General features: G+C 64.1%; 17 protein-coding genes. 9 read left to right on the forward strand and 8 right to left on the reverse strand.

Annotated elements, in window-relative coordinates:
• Positions 1-2 precede the first annotated feature (2 nt).
• Both AC1VON_RS23825 and AC1VON_RS23830 read right to left on the reverse strand, forming a co-directional pair.
• The gene (locus AC1VON_RS23825; RefSeq protein WP_140773107.1) at positions 3-2,354 is read right to left on the reverse strand and encodes a xanthine dehydrogenase family protein molybdopterin-binding subunit; all 2,352 of its coding nucleotides are present in this window, start codon (positions 2,352-2,354) and stop codon (positions 3-5) included.
• A 109-nt stretch (positions 2,355-2,463) separates the two neighbouring features.
• Positions 2,464-2,964, reverse strand: coding sequence for a (2Fe-2S)-binding protein (locus tag AC1VON_RS23830; protein WP_483125063.1), 501 nt, complete (start codon positions 2,962-2,964; stop codon positions 2,464-2,466).
• A 313-nt stretch (positions 2,965-3,277) separates the two neighbouring features.
• Between AC1VON_RS23830 and AC1VON_RS23835 the strand changes: the two genes are divergently transcribed.
• Positions 3,278-4,414 (forward strand): FIST signal transduction protein, encoded by a 1,137-nt coding sequence (locus AC1VON_RS23835; protein WP_172350150.1) that lies wholly within the window; start codon positions 3,278-3,280, stop codon positions 4,412-4,414.
• A gap of 1 nt (position 4,415) precedes the next feature.
• On the forward strand, positions 4,416-5,756 hold the full coding sequence (locus AC1VON_RS23840) for a hybrid sensor histidine kinase/response regulator (protein ID WP_172350149.1): 1,341 nt from the start codon (positions 4,416-4,418) through the stop codon (positions 5,754-5,756).
• A gap of 34 nt (positions 5,757-5,790) precedes the next feature.
• On the opposite strand, the gene AC1VON_RS23845 is transcribed toward AC1VON_RS23840, so the two are convergent.
• Positions 5,791-6,474, reverse strand: coding sequence for a response regulator (locus AC1VON_RS23845; protein WP_140773104.1), 684 nt, complete (start codon positions 6,472-6,474; stop codon positions 5,791-5,793).
• 232 nt (positions 6,475-6,706) lie between these two features.
• Between AC1VON_RS23845 and AC1VON_RS23850 the strand changes: the two genes are divergently transcribed.
• Positions 6,707-7,405, forward strand: a complete 699-nt coding sequence (locus tag AC1VON_RS23850) for a fumarylacetoacetate hydrolase family protein (protein WP_483125064.1) — start codon at positions 6,707-6,709, stop codon at positions 7,403-7,405.
• 11 nt (positions 7,406-7,416) lie between these two features.
• The gene (gene maiA, locus AC1VON_RS23855) at positions 7,417-8,067 is read left to right on the forward strand and encodes a maleylacetoacetate isomerase (protein ID WP_483125065.1); all 651 of its coding nucleotides are present in this window, start codon (positions 7,417-7,419) and stop codon (positions 8,065-8,067) included.
• A gap of 5 nt (positions 8,068-8,072) precedes the next feature.
• On the opposite strand, the gene AC1VON_RS23860 is transcribed toward maiA, so the two are convergent.
• Positions 8,073-9,317, reverse strand: coding sequence for an MFS transporter (locus AC1VON_RS23860; protein ID WP_483125066.1), 1,245 nt, complete (start codon positions 9,315-9,317; stop codon positions 8,073-8,075).
• Positions 9,318-9,416: 99 nt separating this feature from the next.
• On the opposite strand from AC1VON_RS23860, the gene AC1VON_RS23865 reads away from it, so the two are divergent.
• Both AC1VON_RS23865 and AC1VON_RS23870 read left to right on the forward strand, forming a co-directional pair.
• Complete coding sequence (locus AC1VON_RS23865) at positions 9,417-9,878, forward strand: winged helix-turn-helix transcriptional regulator (RefSeq protein WP_483125067.1); 462 nt, start codon at positions 9,417-9,419, stop codon at positions 9,876-9,878.
• A gap of 107 nt (positions 9,879-9,985) precedes the next feature.
• Positions 9,986-11,026, forward strand: a complete 1,041-nt coding sequence (locus tag AC1VON_RS23870) for a zinc-dependent alcohol dehydrogenase family protein (RefSeq protein ID WP_483125068.1) — start codon at positions 9,986-9,988, stop codon at positions 11,024-11,026.
• A 21-nt stretch (positions 11,027-11,047) separates the two neighbouring features.
• Here the strand turns inward: AC1VON_RS23870 and AC1VON_RS23875 are convergent, their stop codons facing one another.
• Positions 11,048-11,911 carry a DMT family transporter gene (locus AC1VON_RS23875; RefSeq protein ID WP_172350143.1) on the reverse strand — a complete coding sequence of 288 codons (864 nt, stop codon included), beginning with the start codon at positions 11,909-11,911 and terminating at the stop codon, positions 11,048-11,050.
• Between the two features lie 105 nt (positions 11,912-12,016).
• On the opposite strand from AC1VON_RS23875, the gene AC1VON_RS23880 reads away from it, so the two are divergent.
• Positions 12,017-13,435, forward strand: coding sequence for an aminotransferase-like domain-containing protein (locus AC1VON_RS23880; RefSeq protein ID WP_483125069.1), 1,419 nt, complete (start codon positions 12,017-12,019; stop codon positions 13,433-13,435).
• 17 nt (positions 13,436-13,452) lie between these two features.
• Here the strand turns inward: AC1VON_RS23880 and AC1VON_RS23885 are convergent, their stop codons facing one another.
• Complete coding sequence (locus AC1VON_RS23885; RefSeq protein WP_483125070.1) at positions 13,453-14,343, reverse strand: LysR family transcriptional regulator; 891 nt, start codon at positions 14,341-14,343, stop codon at positions 13,453-13,455.
• Positions 14,344-14,472: 129 nt separating this feature from the next.
• On the opposite strand from AC1VON_RS23885, the gene AC1VON_RS23890 reads away from it, so the two are divergent.
• Positions 14,473-15,933 carry an MFS transporter gene (locus AC1VON_RS23890; protein WP_483125071.1) on the forward strand — a complete coding sequence of 487 codons (1,461 nt, stop codon included), beginning with the start codon at positions 14,473-14,475 and terminating at the stop codon, positions 15,931-15,933.
• 249 nt (positions 15,934-16,182) lie between these two features.
• On the forward strand, positions 16,183-17,400 hold the full coding sequence (gene cml / locus AC1VON_RS23895; RefSeq protein ID WP_483125072.1) for a CmlA/FloR family chloramphenicol efflux MFS transporter: 1,218 nt from the start codon (positions 16,183-16,185) through the stop codon (positions 17,398-17,400).
• A 28-nt stretch (positions 17,401-17,428) separates the two neighbouring features.
• On the opposite strand, the gene AC1VON_RS23900 is transcribed toward cml, so the two are convergent.
• Together AC1VON_RS23900 and AC1VON_RS23905 are read right to left on the reverse strand one after the other, a co-directional pair.
• Positions 17,429-17,926, reverse strand: a complete 498-nt coding sequence (locus AC1VON_RS23900) for a MaoC family dehydratase (protein WP_027043813.1) — start codon at positions 17,924-17,926, stop codon at positions 17,429-17,431.
• A gap of 199 nt (positions 17,927-18,125) precedes the next feature.
• Positions 18,126-18,554 carry a phasin family protein gene (locus AC1VON_RS23905; RefSeq protein ID WP_140773084.1) on the reverse strand — a complete coding sequence of 143 codons (429 nt, stop codon included), beginning with the start codon at positions 18,552-18,554 and terminating at the stop codon, positions 18,126-18,128.
• Between the last annotated feature and the right edge of the window lie 6 nt (positions 18,555-18,560).

The raw sequence follows: 18,560 nt of genomic DNA on the forward strand, positions 1-18,560 counted from the left end.
CCTCAGTGCTTCGTCGCGGCGCGGATCGCGGCCCACACGGTGGACGGCGAAGCCGGCATGGCGATATCGGCGATGCCGATGGCATCGGTGATGGCGTTGATCACCGCCGGCGGCGAGCCGATGGCGCCGGCCTCGCCGCAGCCCTTGATCCCAAGCGGGTTGCCCGGGCATGGGGTGTTCGAGGTCGAAACCGTGAACGACGGCAGATCGCCGGCGCGCGGCATGGTGTAATCCATGTAGCTCGCCGTCAGCAGCTGTCCGCTGGCGTCATAGTGGGCGCCTTCCAGCAGCGCCTGGCCGATTCCTTGCGCCAGTCCGCCATGCACCTGGCCTTCGACGATCATCGGATTGATGATGTTGCCGAAATCATCGGCGGCAACGAATTGAACAATCTCGGTCAGGCCGGTTTCCGGATCGACCTCGACCTCGCAGATGTAGCAGCCCGCCGGGAAGGTGAAATTGGACGGATCGTAGAATGCCGTCTCCTTCAGGCCAGGCTCCATGCCGCCCGGCAGATTGTGAGCGGTGTAGGCGGCGAGCGCCATCTGGAACCATGGCACGTTCTTGTCCGTGCCGGCGACCTTCAGCGCACCATTCTCGATGACGATATCGCCCTCGTCGGCTTCGAGCAGATGAGCCGCGATCTTCTTGGCCTTGGCTTCAACCTTGTCGAGCGCCTTGACGATGGCCGACATGCCGACCGCCCCCGAGCGCGAACCGTAGGTACCCATGCCCATCTGCACCTTGTCGGTGTCGCCGTGGACGATCGAAACCGAATCGATCGGCACTCCAAAACGCTCGTTGACCAGTTGCGCGAACGTCGTTTCGTGGCCCTGGCCATGGCTGTGCGAGCCGGTCAGCACCTCGATCGTGCCGACAGCGTTGACCCGCACCTCCGCAGATTCCCAAAGACCGACGCCGGCACCAAGGCTGCCTACCGCCGCCGACGGCGCGATGCCGCAGGCCTCGATGTAGCAACTCATACCGATGCCGCGTAGCAGCCCCTTCTTGGCGGCAGCAGCCTTGCGCTTGGCAAAGCCGGCATAATCCGAAGCCTTCATGGCCGCATCGAGCGAAGCCGCATAGTCGCCGGCGTCATAGCACATGATGACCGGCGTCTGGTGTGGGAACGAGGTGACGAAATTCTTGCGCCGCAACTCTGCCGGCGACACGCCGAACTGGCGAGCGGCGGTTTCCATCATGCGCTCCATGACGAAGGTCGCTTCCGGACGCCCCGCACCGCGATAGGCGTCGACTGGCGCGGTGTTGGTGTAGATCGCCTTCACATTGGCGTGGATCGCCGGAATGTTGTACTGGCCCGACAACAGCGTCGCGTAGAGATAGGTCGGCGTCGCCGATGAGAACAGCGACATGTAGGCGCCGAGATTGGCTTTGGTCTCGACCTTCAGGCCAAGTATCTTGTGGTTCGCATCAAAGGCCATTTCGGCATGGGTGTGATGGTCGCGGCCATGCGCGTCGGTGAGGAAGCTCTCCGTGCGGTCGGCTACCCATTTGACCGGCACACCGGTCTTCTTCGACGCCCACAGGCAGACGATCTCCTCGGGATAGATGTAGATCTTGGAGCCAAAGCCGCCGCCGACATCCGGAGCTATGACACGCAGCTTGTTCTCCGGCGCGACATTGTAGAAGGCGCTCATCACCAGCCGCGCGACGTGCGGGTTCTGCGACGTGGTCCAGCAGGTGTAGTGATCCTCGGCCTTGTCGTAGTGGCCAAGAGCCGCCCGCGGCTCCATGGCGTTGGGAACAAGCCGGTTGTTGATGATGTCCATCTTGACGACATGGGATGCCTTCTTGAAGGCAGCCGCCGTCTCGTCGGCGTTGCCGATGTCCCAGTCGAAGATCAGGTTGTTGTCGGCTTCCGGGTGGATCTGCGGCGCGCCCTTGTCCATCGCCTTCGAGGCGTCGACAACCGCCTTCAGTTCCTTGTAGGTGATCTCGACCGCTTCGGCCGCATCGCGTGCCTGGCCCTTGGTCTCGGCGACGACGATGACGACCGCGTCGCCGACATAGCGAACCTTGTCGAAGGCCAGCGGCGACCATGCGCCCATCTTCATCGGCGAACCGTCCTTGGAATGGATCATCCAGCCGCAGATCAGGTTGCCGATGCCATCGGCCTTGAGCTCCTTGCCGGTCAGCACCCCGATGACGCCGGGCATGGCTTGTGCCTTCTTGACGTCGATCTTCTTGATCTGCGCATGCGCGTGCGGGCTGCGCACGAAGGCCGCATGCTTCATGCCGGGAACCACCATGTCGTCGACATAGCGGCCGGCGCCGGTGATGAATCTTTTGTCTTCCTTGCGCGCGACCCGAGCGCCAACACCTTCAATGCCCATAAGAAATTCCTCCCGAAATGGTGAGTATGAGGTAGCGAGTGCGTGAATAGTGAAGATCGCCGCCGGTTCAGACCGGCAACCGACTACTCACTACTCTACTGCTCACTCTTCACGCAGCCTGCCTCGCCTTGCCCTTGGCTCCCTTCGCCATCGTCTTCGATGCGGCGAGGATCGCCTTGACGATGTTGTGGTAGCCGGTGCACCGGCAGATGTTGCCTTCCAGTTCGGCCCGCACCGTCGCCTCGTCGAGGCCTTCGGGGTGGCGGTTGATCATGTCGGTCGCCGTCATGATCATGCCTGGCGTGCAGAAACCGCACTGCAGCCCGTGATGTTCCTTGAAGGCTGCCTGCACTGGATGCAGGTCGGCGCCGTTGGCGAGACCCTCGATCGTCACAACGCTCGAGCCGGACGCCTGGACCGCAAGCATGGTGCAGGACTTGACCGCCTTGCCGTCGACATGGACGACGCAGGCCCCGCATTGCGAGGTATCGCACCCGACATGAGTGCCTGTAAGGCCGAGATTCTCGCGCAGGAAATGGACCAGAAGCGTTCGATCCTCGGCAACGCCGCTGACTCGCCTCCCGTTCACCATCAAAGAAACGTCCGACATGGTCCCTCCCTGGGTATCAACCTTGGTCATCACCTGCCGACACGCCGCTGGCGCTTCGGCCATGCGTTATTCGTACACCGCACAACGCACAAAAAACAGCGCGACGGAAAAGGCGGATCATTGTACTTTCGGGTCATGGCCAAGGCCAAAGGCGCACTCTTCTCGCCCCCATTGCCAAAACGCCGATTGGAAGCAACAATATCTTCGACGCCCGCGCGCCAGAAGCTTGTAAAATAGCCGCGCATAAAAACAGCGTCGGAGGAAGTGCGGGAGAACGCCGCTGACCTGTTCACGGACGCGCTACGCATGCGGCTTGTCGGCGCTGACCACGGACGAGCCCAACCCAGATGTTTTCGCGCGCGCGGTGGCCGCCGAGGCTGCCGCAATAAACGCCGGCTTTGCGCTGCTGTTCTTTTCCCAGAGCCTCGTCGAGGCCGGCGCCCTGTCGCGGGCACTCTCGGCCCACGCGCCGGGGCTCCATCATGCAGGCTGCTCCACCGCCGGCGAGATCACGCCGCAGGGGCTCGAAGAAGGCCATATGCTGGCAATGCTGCTGCCGTCGGCATCGTTCACCGCGGTCAGCACCATGGTCGACAACCTGTCCACATCGGGCATGGACAAAATCACCGGCGAGGTCGAGGCCTTGCGGCGCACGCTGCGCGGCCGGCTCGGCGGCGAGCAGACCAGGAACACCTTCGCGCTCTGCTTCATCGACGGGCTATCCTATGCCGAGGAAGCGGTAAGCTCCGCCATCCACTGGGGACTTGACGACATACCGCTGCTCGGCGGCTCGGCAGGCGACGATTTGAAATTCGAGACGACACGCCTGATCTCGAACGGCAGGGTCACCTCGGACAGCGCCATCATCATGCTGATCGCCACGGAAATTCCGTTCCACGTCTTCAAGACCGACAATTTCGTTCCGACCGACGAAAAGCTGGTGGTGACGGCGTCCGATGCCGATCACCGCATCGTGCGCGAATTCAACGCCACCAATGCGGCGGAGGAATATGCCGCTTCCGTCGGGATCGTAGCGCAAACGTTGACGCCGCTGAGTTTCGCCTCGCATCCGGTGGTGGTGAAGGTGGGCGGTGAATATTATTGCCGTTCCATCCAGAAGATGCACCCGGATGGTTCGCTGTCGTTCTTCTGCGCCATCGACGACGGCGTCGTGCTGTCGATCGCCCAGCCCAAGGATATGGTGGAATCGACACGCGCCGCCCTGCGCGAGGTCGAAGAGAGGCTTGGCGGCATCGACATGATCCTCGGCTTCGACTGCGTGCTGCGCCGGCTCGATGCACGCAACCGGCAGGTCTTTCGTGACATTTCGGAACTCTACCGGGTCAACAACGTCGTCGGCTTCGGCACCTATGGCGAGCAGTACCGGTCGATGCACCTCAACCAGACTTTCACCGGCATCGCTTTCGGCGAACGGCAAGCGGCGGAATAAGATGCCGCTCAGGGACATAAACGACCTCGAAAAACTGAAGAAGATCAACGCCGCCCTGGTCAGCCGCGTCGAGCGGTCGATGGACCAGCAAGGCAATGCCTTCTCGCTGTTCCAGACCGCGATCTCGCTCGAAAACCGCGTGCGCACGCGCACGGAGGAGCTGCACTCGACCTTGCGGCGGCTCGAGCAATCCAACATCGATCTCATCGCCGCCAAGGAAAATGCCGAACTGGCGAACCTGTCCAAGACAAGGTTCCTCGCCGCCGCCAGCCATGACGTGCTGCAGCCGCTGAACGCGGCCCATCTCTCCGTCTCGGCGCTCGCCGAGGTGCAGACCAGCGATGAGGGCAGGAAGCTGGTGCGGCAGGTAGAGCGCTCGCTGGAAACGATGGAGGACCTGCTGCGCACGCTGCTCGACATTTCCAAGCTCGACGCCGGCGTGGTGCAGCCCGACATTGGCGACGTCAGCCTCGAGGCGCTGTTCTCGTCGCTGCGCTCGGATTTCCAGCCGGTCGCGGAAATGAAGGGTTTGTCGCTGAAATTCCGGCCGGTCAACGCCGTGGTCCGCTCCGACCGGACGCTGCTGCGCCGCATCCTGCAGAACATTCTTTCCAACGCACTGGGCTACACTCGCTCGGGTGGCGTCCTTGTCGGCACCAGGCATCGCGGCGACACGATCCGCATCGATGTCGCCGATACCGGCTGCGGCATTCCCGAGGACCAGCGTGAGGCGGTTTTCGAGGAGTTCCATCGCGGCACTTCGCCGACCAGTGCCGAACTCGACGGCGGCGGCCTTGGGCTCGGACTTGCCATCGTGCGCCGCATGGCCGGCGCGCTCGGCCACCCCGTGACTTTCTCGTCGAAGGTCGGGCGCGGCACGATCTTCCACATCGATGTCCCGGTCGGCATCGGGGCGCCCGCCGACGCCATCGCCAGCGCCACCGGCCTTGAGCGGTCGCGCGGCTACGGCCTGTTCGGCACCAAGGTGCTGCTGGTCGAGAACGACATCGAGGTGCTGGAGGCCATGACCTTCCTGCTCGAGCGCTGGCAATGCCTGGTGCGGGCCGCGACCTCGACCGACGATGCGCTGGACCTGCTCGGCGACACCGACTGGGTGCCCGACATCGTCATTGCCGACCAGCATCTCGATGGCGGCGATCTCGGCACCGCAACCATATCGGAAGTCCGCGACTATCTCGGCCGCGCCGTGCCGGCGCTGATCGTCACCGCCGACAGTTCCGAAGCCGTCGCCAAGGCGGCGCGGGCCGGCGGCATCGAATTGATGCGCAAGCCGCTGAAGCCGGCGCAGTTGCGCGCGCTTCTGGCGCATTTGTTGGCTTAGCCCATACCCTCGTCTCGATAGGCAGGGAAAAGGTTCAAAAACCCGCCTGATCCCTGAAAAGCTCCGCATTGTCGAGTTTCGAAACCTCGATCACCGCTTGCGTGCGGCTATACACGTTGAGCTTGCGCAGGATCTCCGAGACATGCGCCTTGACCGTGGTCTCGCCGACCTGCAGCTCATAGGCGATCTGCTTGTTGAGCAGGCCCTGGCGCAGCATCTGCAGCACGCGCAGTTGCTGCGGCGTCAGCTTGGAGAGGCGCTGGACCATGTCGGCGCGGTCGATGCTGTCGGCGTCCGCCGGCTGGCCCTCATAGGTTTCCGGCACATAGATCGCGCCGTCCATAACCGAGCGGATGGCAGCGGCCAGATCGCTCTTGCGGGCCGATTTCGGGATGAAGCCGGCGGCACCATAAGACAGTGCCTCGGAAATGATCCTTGGCTCCTCATATCCCGACACGATCACCACCGGCAGGCGCGGATAGCGGGTCCTGAGCTGCAGCAGGCCCTCGAAACCGTGCACGTCGGGCATTGAGAGATCGAGAAGCGCAAGGTCGAAAGGCTTGGCGCCCGCCAGCAATTCCACCGCCTCGGTAATCGAGCGCGCTTCCACCGTATCGACTTCCGGATAGGCCATCTGGACGGCGCTGTGCAGCGCCTCGCGAAACAGCGGATGGTCGTCGATGATCAGGAACCGGGCGCGATCGTTGGGTGCTGTCATGTGGCTCGTTCCGGTTTACCGGCCACACCATAGTCCCGCGACCATGGCCGGATTATTGGCAAATAGTCTATCGCCAATTGCCAGGATGCACCGCTGCAGAAGCAATGGAAACCCTCAATTCCTCATACAGCCCAGGCAAAGCCCTTGCTTTATGAAAAGCGACGCCTTGCCCGCCCCCCGAAATCGGTCGAAGGTACCGCCATCATCCCGATATCCAAACGCAGAGACCAGCATGACCGCCTTTGTCCTTCCCGTGCCGCCAACACCTTCCGTCGCCGTCAGCGGCTCGGCCGAGCGCTTTGCCGTGCGGCGCATTTTCTGCGTTGGCCGCAACTATGCGGCGCACGCGCGCGAGTTCGGCAACGATGAACGCGATCCGCCCTTCTTCTTCACCAAGCCCGCCGACGCCGTGGTCGATTCCGGCACTGATATCCCCTACCCGCCGCTGACGGCCAATCTGCACCACGAAATCGAACTGGTGGCAGCGATCGGCAAACCGGGCTTCCGCATCGCGCGTGATCGGGCGCTGGATCATGTCTGGGGTTATGCCGTCGGCATCGACCTCACCCGCCGCGATCTCCAGGATGAGGCCAAGAAGGCGGCGCGGCCCTGGGACTGGTCGAAGGCCTTCGACCGTTCAGCCCCTTGCGGCCCGCTGGTTCCCGCGCAGAAATCCGGGCACCCGACGAAGGGGCGTATCTGGCTCGCCGTCAACGGCGCGGTGAAACAGGATGCCGACCTCACCGAATTGATCTGGCCAATCGCCGACATCGTCTCGATCTGCAGCGAAGCAGTCGAACTGCAACCGGGCGACCTGATCTTCACCGGCACGCCCGCCGGCGTCGGCGCGGTCAAGCCGGGCGAGACAATGACCGGCGGCGTCGACGGCATCGGCACGATCGAAGTGACGATCGGCCAGCCGCAATCTTGAACGACAAAGCCATGAGCCATATCGTCCTGCACAATTACTATCGCTCCTCCACCTCCTACCGGGTGCGGATCGCACTGGAGATGAAGGGGCTGAGCTATGACTACGTCCCGCATCATCTGCGCCATGGCGAGCATCTGGAACCGTCCTATCTCGCGATCAACCCGCAGGGGCTGGTGCCGGCCTTGGTGCTCGACGACGGCACGCTTTTGACGCAGTCGCTGGCGATCATCGAATATCTCGACGAGATCCAGCCCGCGCCGCCGCTGCTGCCGAAAGACGCACTTGGCCGGGCTCGCGTGAGAATGCTGGCGCAGATGATCGCCTGCGATATCCACCCGGTGAACAATCTGCGCGTGCTGACCTCGCTGCGCACTTTGTTCGGCGCCGGCGACCAGGACATCACCAACTGGTTCCGCCACTGGGTGAACGAAGGCTTCCAGCCGCTTGAAAAGATTCTGGCTTCGTCCCCCGACACTGGAACTTTCTGCCATGGCGAGGCGCCGGGGCTGGCCGATATCTGCCTGGCGGCGCAGGTCACCAACAATGCCCGCTTCGGCGTCGACATGGCACCTTACCCGACGACCGCCCGCATCCACGCCGCCTGCATGGCACTGCCAGCCTTCCAGAAAGCCGCGCCGCGGAACCAGATCGATGCCGAATAGGGCCTCTACCGACCCACGCGCAGCGTGAGCGCCCAGAACGCCAAAGCAAACAGGCCGATGCTCGCCCCAAGCAGGCAAACGCCGCTCCAGCCCATGGCGCCATAGACCATGGTCGAGGCAATCGAGCCGAGCGCGCTGCCGAGCGAATAGAAGATCATGTAGCCGCCAACCAGCCGGCTGCGGGCATCCGGGCGGCGCGAAAAAATCAGGCTCTGATTGGTGACGTGGACGGCTTGGATCGCCAGGTCCAGCATGACGATGCCGGCGACAAGCAGCCACAGCGATAGACCCATGAAGGCGATTGGCAGCCAGGCAGCCGTCATCAGAAGCAGGCTAAGGCCGGTGACCAGCTGCCCGCGCCCGCGATCAACGAGGCCGCCCGTCCAGCGCGCGCCCAGTGCGCCGGCGACACCGGCAAGCCCGAACAGCCCGATCTCGGTGTGTGAGAGTGAAAATGGCGCGGCACTCAGCGGCAGCACCAGCGGCGCCCACAGCACGTTGAAGCTGGCGAAGATCAGCATGGCCAGCACGGCGCGCACGCGCAATAACGGCTCCCGCACGAACAGCAGCACGACCGAAGCGAGCAGGCGCGGATAGGATGTGCGTGGCCGCTCCGCCTCGCGGCGCGGCAGGATGAGGAAGAGAACCACCGCCATGATCAGCGTCAGCGTCGCCGAGACCAGATAGACCCAGCGCCAGCCGGCGAGATCGGCGACGACACCGGCGATGAAGCGGGCAAGCAGGATGCCAAGGATGACACCACTGGTGACGGTGCCGACCGCCCGCCCCCGCTCGGACGGCACCGCGAGATCGGCCGCGTAAGCCACCAGCACCTGCACCACCACGGCAAGCAGTCCGACAACAGCAAGGCTTGCCAGCAGCATCGCCGCGCTCGGCGCGAGCCCGACCGCACTCAGCGCCACGGCGGAAAGCACCGCCTGGCCGGCGATCAGCTTGCGGCGGTCGAACAGGTCGCCCAGCGGCACGATGAAGAACAGGCCGAGCGCATAACCGATCTGCGTGACCGTCACCACGATGCCGACCGAGGCCGGCGCGATGGCAAAATCATGCGCGATGGCGTCGAGCAGCGGATGGGCGAAATAGACGTTGGCGACGCTCAGGCCACAGGCAATGGCGAAGACCAGCGCCGTCATTCCCGACAATCCCGGTGGTGACGCCGGCACGACCTGCGGTGGCCCACCGGACCGCTCCGCGCTTGACGTTGCGCTGTTCACCACCTGCAGATTCATGTCGCTCTCCACAATCGGTTTCAACTTGAAACCACTTGCTGGATAGCCAAATCAGTTTTATCTTGCAACCGACATGATTGATCTGGACCAACGATTGCCATGGTGAAACGAACGAGCCACCACGAAGCGGATTGCCTGATCGCACGGCCGCTGGACGCGATCGGCGACTGGTGGTCGCTGCTCATCGTGCGCGACGCCTTTGACGGTTTGCGGCGCTTCGGCGAGTTCCAGAAGAGCCTCGGCGTCGCCAAGAACATCCTGTCGGCGCGGCTGCGCAATCTGGTCGCGCATGGCATACTGGAAACGGTTCCCGCGCCCGACGGCAGCGCGCACCATGAATATGTGCTGACGCAAAAGGGGCGCGGCCTGTTCTATGTCCTGGTCGCATTGCGGCAATGGGGCGAGGCCTATTTCTCCGGACCGGGCGAGCCCTACACTTTCATGGTCGATACGCGGAGCGGCAGGCCGATCAGGCGCCTTGAAGTGCATGCGGAGGATGGTCGGCTGCTCGTTCCCGGCGACACCCGACTTGCCGATTTCCGAGACCGGGAAAACAACTGACCGCTCTTGGCGCGGCGGACTGGCCAGCCTGGCGGAATCGATTTCCGCTTGACCGGACAGGGAATCGGCTATCGTTTCCCCAGACAGTACGCAGGGTGGAGTGACCGATGAAAGCCGTCGTCTTCGAGAAATTCGGCGAAGCGCCGACGATCCAGACCGTCCCTGATCCGAAGCCGGCAGCCGATGGCGTCGTCATCAAGGTCGAGGCAACGGGGCTCTGCCGCAGCGACTGGCATGGCTGGATGGGCCACGACGATGACATCCGGCTGCCGCATGTACCGGGCCATGAATTGGCGGGCGTCGTTGTGGCGGCTGGCAAGCGCGTGACGCACTGGAAGGCGGGCGACCGGGTCACGGTGCCTTTTGTCGGCGGCTGCGGCCACTGCTTCGAATGCACGTCCGGCAACCATCAGGTCTGCGAGCATCAGTTCCAGCCCGGTTTCACCGCCTGGGGCTCTTTCGCCGAATATGTCGCCATCGACTTCGCCGACACCAATCTCGTACGCCTGCCGGAAGAGATGGAATTCGCCACCGCCGCCAGCCTGGGCTGCCGCTTCGTCACGTCGTTCCGGGCGATCGTCGACCAGGGACGGGTCAAGCCCGGCGAATGGGTTGCCGTGCATGGCTGCGGCGGCGTCGGGCTTTCGGCGATCATGATCGCCAGCGCCATGGGCGCCAATGTCATTGCCATTGATCTCACCGACGAGAAACTGGAGTTTGCCCGCAAGATCGGCGCGGTGGCGACCATCAACGCCTCGACCACCCCCAATGTGGTGAAGGCCGTCAAGCAGCTTACCAATGGCGGCGTTCACATGTCGATGGACGCGCTCGGCCATCCGACCACCTCGTTCAACTCCATCTCGAACCTGCGCCGGCGCGGCCGCCATGTGCAGGTCGGCCTGATGCTCGGCGACCATGCCAAGGCGGCGGTGCCCATGAGCAAGATCATCGCTTTCGAGTTGGAGATCCTCGGTAGTCACGGCATGCAGGCTTACCGCTACCAGGCAATGATGGAGATGATTCGTACCGGCAAGCTCAGGCCCGAACTGCTGGTCGGCAAGAAGATCAGCCTCGACGAGGCGCCCGCGGCCCTGATGGCGATGGGCGGTTTTGAGGGCATTGGTATCGGCGTGGTAACGAAGTTCTAGAGGCGGGCGTCGCCTCCCCAGCTACCGCGCGAACTTCTTCGCCCCGAACACGCACGCCACCACGCCCAGCGTGACGACCATCATCAGCGGGCTGACCTGCTCGTGCAGCAGGCTCGCCGCGAGTGCCAGGCCGAAGAAGGGCTGCAGCAATTGCAGTTGTCCGACCGCGGCAATGCCGCCTTGCGCCAGGCCGCGATACCAGAAGACGAAGCCGATCAGCATGCTGAACAGCGAGACGTAGGCGAGGCCGATCCAGGCGTGGGAGCCGACGGCGGCAAAGGATGGCGGTAGCGTCGCGAAAGTCAGCACCAACATGATCGGCAGCGACAGCGTCAGCGCCCAGCAGATCACCTGCCAGCCGCCAAGCCTGCGCGACAGCGCGGCGCCCTCGGCGTAACCCAACCCGCACACGACGATGGCGCCCAGCATCAGGCCGTCGCCGAGCGGTGACGCGGTCCCGCCTTGCGACAGGGCAAAGCCGGCGACGAGCGCGCTGCCGATGCACGAAAACAGCCAGAACGCCGGTCGTGGACGCTCGCCGCCGCGCAGCACCCCGAAGATCGCGGTTGCCAGCGGCAGCAGGCCGACGAAGATGATCGAGTGGGCGGAGGTGACGTGCTTCAGCGCCAGCGCGGTCAGCAAGGGAAAGCCGACCACCACCCCAAGTGCGACGATCGCCAGCGACAGCAGATCGCCCCGCTCCGGGCGTTTCTGCCGGAACAAGAGCAGCATTGCCAGGCCAAGCAGTCCGGCGATCGCGGCGCGGGCTGACGTCACGAATGTCGGATCGAAGTCCATCACGGCCACGCGCGTCGCCGGCAGCGAGCCTGAGAAGATCAGCACGCCGATAAATCCGTTCAGCCAGCCGCTCGCGATCTTGTCCATTCCAGGCTCCATGTCTTTCGCCCTCTATCGGGCAGATGCCATGGCGCAGCCAGAGACAATGGGGTACAATTCAGCGAAACTGTAATGGCATGACGAGCAGTACGGATGAACGACCTCGCTTTGGAAACCGACGGCGCGCGAGCCGTGGCCGCCCCCACTCTGGTCGAAAGCGTCATGGCGGCCATCCGCCAGCGGATCGCCGCGCGCAGCCTGACACCGGGCGCCCGGCTGCCGTCGATCCGAGCCTTCGCGCAATCCATGCAAGTGTCCAAGTCCACCGTGGTCGAAGCCTATGAGAGGCTCGCCGCCGAAGGCACGATCCGCTCCCGGCCGGGTTCAGGCTTCTATGCCGCCGGCTCGCTGGCGCCGCTGTCCCTGGCCGAGATCGGTCCCCGGCTCGACCGCGCAGTCGATCCGCTCTGGGTTTCGCGCCAGTCGCTGGACGCCGGCGACGAGGTGCTGAAACCCGGCTGCGGCTGGCTGCCGGCCTCGTGGATGCCCCAGGCCGGACTGCGCCGAGCGCTACGCACGGCGGCGCGTGCCGATGATGCCGCGCTTGCCGACTATGGCACGCCGCTCGGCCTGCCGCCGCTGCGGCAATTGCTGGCGCGGCGCATGGCCGGGCATGGCATCGAAGCCTCGCCTGAACAGATCATGCTGACGGAATCGGGCACGCAGGCCATCGATCTTCTGTGCCGGTTCCTGATCGAGCCCGGCGACACAGTGCTGGTCGACGATCCCTGCTATTTCAATTTCCACGCTTTGCTGCGCGCCCACCGCGCCAGGGTCGTCAGCGTTCCCTACACGCAGTCGGGGCCTGACATCGAGCTGTTCGCGCAGGCGCTCGCCGAACACCGGCCGCGTCTCTACATCACCAACTCCGCCATCCACAACCCGACCGGCGCGATCCTGTCGCCGGTCACCGCGCATCGTCTGCTGAAGCTCGCCGACCAGTCGGACCTGACCATCGTCGAGGACGATATCTTCGCCGATTTCGAACATGCCCCTGCCCCCAGGCTGGCGGCCTTCGATGGGCTGAACCGCGTCGTCCAGATCGGCAGTTTCTCCAAGACGCTGTCGGCCTCGGTCCGCTGCGGTTTCATCGCCGCGCCGCGCGACTGGATCGAGGGCCTGACCGACCTCAAGATCGCCACCACCTTCGGCGGCGGGCGCCTTGCGGCCGAACTGGTGCTGACGCTGCTCAAGGACGGCAGCTACCGCAAGCATATGGATCTGCTGCGCGCCAAGCTCGCGCGCGCGATGGTCGAGACCGGCACTCGCCTGAAGGCGATTGGCATCTCGCCCTGGATCGACCAGCCGGCCGGTCTGTTCCTGTGGTGCGGCCTGCCCGATGGCGTTGACGCGGCCGAAGTCGCACGCCGGGCGCTTGCCGATAACGTCGTGCTGGCACCCGGCAATGCGTTCAGCCTGTCCCAGACGGCCAGCCGTTTCCTGCGCTTCAACGTCGCCCAGTGCGACGACGAGCGGATCTTCAAGGTGCTGGAAACCGCGATGAAGCGGTGATCGCGCGCCGCCTGCAATCAGCGCCCCGCACAGACCTCCCGCACGCAGTCGCGCAACCAGCGTTGCGCCGGATCTGCATCGAGGCGTGGATGCCAGAGCATCGAAATGGTGACCTCCACCGTCGTGACAGGCAGCGGAAAACTGTGCATGCCGGCGCGCGCGCCGGCCGTGTGCCGCTCGGGCACGCTGGCGATCAGGTCCGAGGCGCGCGCCATGGCGAGTGCTGCCGAAAAACCCGAAACCATGCACACGACGGTCCGCTGCAGGCCAAGCGCGCTCAGGGCTTCGTCGATCGGTCCTTTCTCGCGGCCACGCCGCGAAACACTGATGTGCCGGCCCGCCGCATAACGCTCGGGCGTCACCGTGCCTTCGCTCAAGGGATGGCCTGCCCTAACAGCACCAATGAAGCGGTCGCGAAACAAGGCCTGGATGCGCACTTCGGGCCCGGTTTCCCCGGCAACGCCGATTTCCAGGTCGATCGCCGCGTCGCGCAGCGACATCACATCCTTGTCGGATTTCGGTGCGAAACGCAGCCGTACTCCTGGCGCATCGGCCTCGATGCGGGCGACAAGGCGAGGCCCGAACTCCTCGACAAAGCCTTCATTGGTGCGCAGCGTAAAGACCTTGTCCATAACGGAGACATCAAGCAGCTCGGCAGGGCGCAGCAGCATCTCCGCGTCCTGGACGACGGGGCCGACCTGCCGCCGCAATTCCTCCGCGCGTGGCGTCGCTACCAGGCCGCGCCCGGCCCGCACCAGCAGAGGATCGCCCGTTGCCTCGCGCAGCCGCGCCAGCGTCCGGCTCATCGCCGAGGGGCTGAGCCGCAAACGGCGCGCGGCGCGGGCCACGCTGCCTTCCGCCAGCAGCACGTCGAGAGCAAACAGCAAATTGAGATCAGGACACGTCATCTCCGGATCATAACATGATGTGGCGTCTGACGCATGAATATGATGCAAATGCTGCGCCTTCCGCCATATCAACCACAAGACTAGATCTCCGATGGCTCCGGTTCCGGAGCGAATGGAAAGGAGATCGCCATGGCAGTCGCCGCACAAAGTCGAGATGGGCTGATATCAGCCCCGCAAGAGAAACAATCGGCCGGCTGGGCTCTGGCAAGCCTGTCGCTCGCCACGCTGCTGTCCTCGCTCGGAACCAGCATTGCCAGTGTCGGGTTGCCCTCGCTGATGCAGACGTTCGACGCGTCGTTCCAGGCCGTGCAATGGGTGGTTCTGGCCTACCTCCTCGCCATCACCACGCTGATCGTCAGCGCCGGGCGGCTGGCCGACATGTTCGGGCGCCGGCCATTGCTGCTTGGCGGCATCGCGCTGTTCACATCGGCATCGGTGCTCTGCGGCCTGGCCCCGACGCTTTGGCTGCTGGTTGCCGCGCGCGCCGCGCAGGGGCTTGGCGCCGCATTGATGATGGCGCTGACGCTGGCCTTTGTCGCCGAGACCGTGAGCAGGGAGCGGACCGGCAGCGCCATGGGTCTGCTCGGTGCCATGTCGGCGATCGGCACCACGCTCGGTCCCTCGCTCGGCGGCCTGCTGATCGCCGGCCTCGGCTGGCGCGCGATGTTTCTCGTCAATGTGCCGCTGGGTCTCCTGACCTTCGCCCTCGCCTGGCGTGCCTTGCCTGCGAACAACAAGAACGCGCAGGCAAATAAAGGCAAGTTCGATGCGATGGGCACTGTCCTGCTGGCCCTGACGCTGGCCGCCTACGCACTGGCCATGACGCTTGGTCGAGGCAATTTCGGTCCGCTCAACATCGGCCTGCTGATCGCTACCGCTGCCGGCGTCGGTCTGTTCGTCATCGCGCAGAGGCGCGTAAAGAACCCCCTGGTCCAGCTTGCCAGCTTCCGGGATCTGCGGCTCAGCGCCAGTCTGGCCATGAGCCTCATCGTCGCCACGGTGATGATGGCAACCCTGGTGGTTGCCCCGTTCTATCTGTCGCGAGGGCTGGGGCTCGATGCCGCGATGGTCGGCGTGGTGCTTTCGACCGGGCCGCTGGTCTCGACCCTATCGGCGTTGCTGGCTGGGCGGCTTTCCGATCGCTTCGGAGCCAACAGGATGATGGTCGCCGGGCTCACCAGCCTTGCCGCGGGCACGTTCCTGCTCTCGCTTGCCATGACGAAACTCGGCATTGCCAGCTATGTCGTTCCGATCACCATCACCTGCTTTGGCTACGCCCTGTTCCAGACCTCCAACAATGCGGCCGTCATGAGCGGTGTCGGCGCCGGCGAACGCGGTGTCATGTCGGGCCTGCTCAACCTGTCGCGCAATCTCGGCCTCATCACCGGCGCATCCTTGATGGGCGCCATATTCGCGGTTGCGTCGGCTGGTGCCCGGCAAGGAGATGGTCAGGACGTTCTGAATTCGGCATCGGCCGCTCGAGGCATGCAGGTCACCTTTGAGACGGCGACGGCCCTGGCGCTGGTTGCGCTGCTGCTCGCGCTGTTTTCGCTACGGTTTGCCAGCGCCGATGAACCCAGGACCACCTGATCTGTTCGGTGGTTGCCGGTAGCGGAAACTGCCGCAGGTTGCCGAGCCAATGCCCTGCTGGTAATGAACGGCGCGCAGGGGAATGCCTGCGACGGCAATTGCGGGACAGCGGTATGGGAACCACCAAGTCAGCAGACAAGTAAGCCGCGACAACATCTTGTTGTTGCGGCCTTCTGCCCCGTCAAATCAGACCCATCTATAAAACGGCAGATCGCCGCCAAATCTCACCATTTGTGCGGATTCTCAATCATGCCTTTTCCAAAAAACCCGTCTCCAAAAAGGACGATATGGGCCTATTCCTTACCGTCAGCGCTGCTGCTGATGGCACCTTTCGATATCCTTGCCTCGCTGGCCATGGACATCTACCTGCCGGTGGTTCCGCTGATGCCGGAAGCTCTCGGCACATCGCCCTCGGTCATCCAGCTGACGCTGAGCCTGTATATGATCACCCTTGGCCTCGGCCAGCTTGTGTTCGGCCCGATCTCGGACCGGATCGGCAGGCGCCCGGTGCTGCTTGGCGGTGGACTGCTGTTCGCGGGCGCTTCCATGGCGCTCGGCGGCACGTCTTTGGCCACCGCCTTCGTCACGCTGCGTATCGTGCAGGCGATCGGCGCGTCCGCCGTTCTGGTCGCGACCTTCGCGACGGTGCGCGACGTCTATGCAGAGCGCCCCGAAGGCACGATCATCTATGGCCTGTTCAGCGCGATGCTGGCTTTCGTGCCGGCATTGGGGCCGATCGCCGGCGCAGTGATCGGCAAGGGTTTCGGCTGGCGAGCGATCTTCGTCACGCTCTGCATCCTGGCCACGGCCGCCACGTTCCAGGCCTGGCTGCGCTGGCACGAGACGCGGCCCTCGAACAGCTTTGGCCCGGTTCCTGCTTTCGGTCCGATCCTGCGCAGCTTCGCCTTCTGGACCTATACGCTTGGTTTCGCCGCGGCCATGGGCACGTTCTTCGTGTTCTTCTCGACGGCGCCGCGCGTGCTCATCGATCGTGCCGGCTTTACCCAGGTCGGGTTCAGCCTTGCCTTTGCGACTGCAGCACTGGCGATGATCGTGACGACGCGATTGGCCAGGCCGCACATCGCGCGCTGGGGCACTGCGGGCAGCTTGGCGCGCGGTATGGCGATGCTGCTTCTCGGCGCATCGATGCTGGCAATCGGCCAGTTGTTCGCCGCACCCTCCTTCGCGAGCTTCGTCCTGCCGATGTGGGTGATGGCGGTGGGCATCGTCCTTGCCGGATCGGTCACCGCCAACGGCGCGCTTGAAGCATTCGGGAATATCGCGGGAACCGCGGCGGCGCTATATTTCTGTGCCCAGAGCCTGATTGTCGGCATTATGGGTACATTGTTCGTCATCCTCTTGGGAGGCGACACCGCATGGCCGCTGGCCGGCTACGCCACGGTGCTCGCGGCAACGACGCTAGGTGCATTGAGGCGTCTTCAGAACCGGCGACGAGCCGCCAACTGAAAAATCGCAGGGACTTGGGCGGGTGCGCTCAGGCCCCTGCGCGTTTGCGGCGCTCGTAAAGCATGACCAGCGTTTCCGCCGTCAGTGCCGGCTTTTCCTCGCCTTCGATCTCGACGGTGTTGGCTGCCTTCATCAGGTATTGGCCGGGGCCTCTGTCTTCCATGGAAAGCAAGACCGTGCGCAGCCTGATGCGTGCTCCGACCTTGACCGGCGCGAGGAAACGCACCTTGTCGAAGCCGTAGTTGAAGGCGGCCTGCGTATTCTCGGGCACGATCCCCATGCCCAGCGCCAGCGCGCCGATGATCGACAGCGTCAGGTAGCCATGCGCGATCGTCGTGCGGAACGGGCTTTGCCGCCGCGCCCGCTCGGGATCGACATGGATCCATTGATGGTCGCCAGTGCATTCGGCGAACTGGTTGATACGGTTCTGGTCGACCGTGGTCCATTCCGAGACGCCCAGTTCCTGCCCGGACATCGTTCTCAACTGCTCGTAGGTCGGCGGCGTTTTAGGCCGTACTTCAGTCATTCCTGCTTTCCCGATAGCTTGCAGTGCCTCCGGACCACGAACGGACGGCTCCTGTCAATTCGCCTTGCGTGAATCCGTTCCGCCGAATTCCGGCTGAATCGTGCCATGCCGCCTGACGCGTGGCGCCGATGCAACTATGCGCAAGGGATAAGGAGTGCCGACGACCCGCGTGGGGATGCGGACAACGGCGCACGCAGACCTATTTCTTCTCGTAGCCGGCGCGGATTTCCTCCATCGCCTCCTTGATCCGCGCGCGCAGGATGTCGATCGATTCGGTGCCGGATTTCCGGGCCAATTCAGCCACTTCGCCGGCATTCTTGAGCGCCGCCTCGAACGATTTCCTGGCGAACTCCGTCTGCTTGGCCATGAGCTCCTGTGGATTGCCCGGCGCCCGATAGCTTTGCGCCACGTCGGCAACCTCGCGCAACGTGTCCTGCAGCATCTCGCGTTGCCTCGACAACAGCGAGGTCGCTCCGGCTGCGCCGGCTCGCGCCGCCTTTTCCAGCGCTTCCAGGTTCTTGCGGTGATGGGCGAGGATCGCCTCGACATCGACATTGGGCACCTTCAGGTCGCGGCCGAATTTGCCGAACATGTCCATGAAGGAATCGGATTCCGGTTGTTTTGCCATGACTTC

This window comes from Mesorhizobium sp. HAY1-8B, assembly GCF_056868045.1.

Bases quoted from the DNA above. Each gene is read 5' to 3' on its own strand.
- AC1VON_RS23875 (WP_172350143.1), bottom strand. From the start codon at position 11,911: ATGGACAAGATCGCGAGCGGCTGGCTGAACGGATTTATCGGCGTGCTG.
- AC1VON_RS23900 (WP_027043813.1), bottom strand. From the start codon at position 17,926: ATGACTGAAGTACGGCCTAAAACGCCGCCGACCTACGAGCAGTTGAGA.
- AC1VON_RS23865 (WP_483125067.1), top strand. From the start codon at position 9,417: ATGGTGAAACGAACGAGCCACCACGAAGCGGATTGCCTGATCGCACGG.
- AC1VON_RS23860 (WP_483125066.1), bottom strand. From the start codon at position 9,317: ATGAATCTGCAGGTGGTGAACAGCGCAACGTCAAGCGCGGAGCGGTCC.
- AC1VON_RS23885 (WP_483125070.1), bottom strand. From the start codon at position 14,343: ATGACGTGTCCTGATCTCAATTTGCTGTTTGCTCTCGACGTGCTGCTG.
- AC1VON_RS23825 (WP_140773107.1), bottom strand. From the start codon at position 2,354: ATGGGCATTGAAGGTGTTGGCGCTCGGGTCGCGCGCAAGGAAGACAAA.
- AC1VON_RS23890 (WP_483125071.1), top strand. From the start codon at position 14,473: ATGGCAGTCGCCGCACAAAGTCGAGATGGGCTGATATCAGCCCCGCAA.
- maiA (WP_483125065.1), top strand. From the start codon at position 7,417: ATGAGCCATATCGTCCTGCACAATTACTATCGCTCCTCCACCTCCTAC.
- AC1VON_RS23840 (WP_172350149.1), top strand. From the start codon at position 4,416: ATGCCGCTCAGGGACATAAACGACCTCGAAAAACTGAAGAAGATCAAC.
- AC1VON_RS23880 (WP_483125069.1), top strand. From the start codon at position 12,017: ATGAACGACCTCGCTTTGGAAACCGACGGCGCGCGAGCCGTGGCCGCC.
- AC1VON_RS23830 (WP_483125063.1), bottom strand. From the start codon at position 2,964: ATGTCGGACGTTTCTTTGATGGTGAACGGGAGGCGAGTCAGCGGCGTT.
- AC1VON_RS23850 (WP_483125064.1), top strand. From the start codon at position 6,707: ATGACCGCCTTTGTCCTTCCCGTGCCGCCAACACCTTCCGTCGCCGTC.
- cml (WP_483125072.1), top strand. From the start codon at position 16,183: ATGCCTTTTCCAAAAAACCCGTCTCCAAAAAGGACGATATGGGCCTAT.
- AC1VON_RS23905 (WP_140773084.1), bottom strand. From the start codon at position 18,554: ATGGCAAAACAACCGGAATCCGATTCCTTCATGGACATGTTCGGCAAA.
- AC1VON_RS23870 (WP_483125068.1), top strand. From the start codon at position 9,986: ATGAAAGCCGTCGTCTTCGAGAAATTCGGCGAAGCGCCGACGATCCAG.
- AC1VON_RS23845 (WP_140773104.1), bottom strand. From the start codon at position 6,474: ATGACAGCACCCAACGATCGCGCCCGGTTCCTGATCATCGACGACCAT.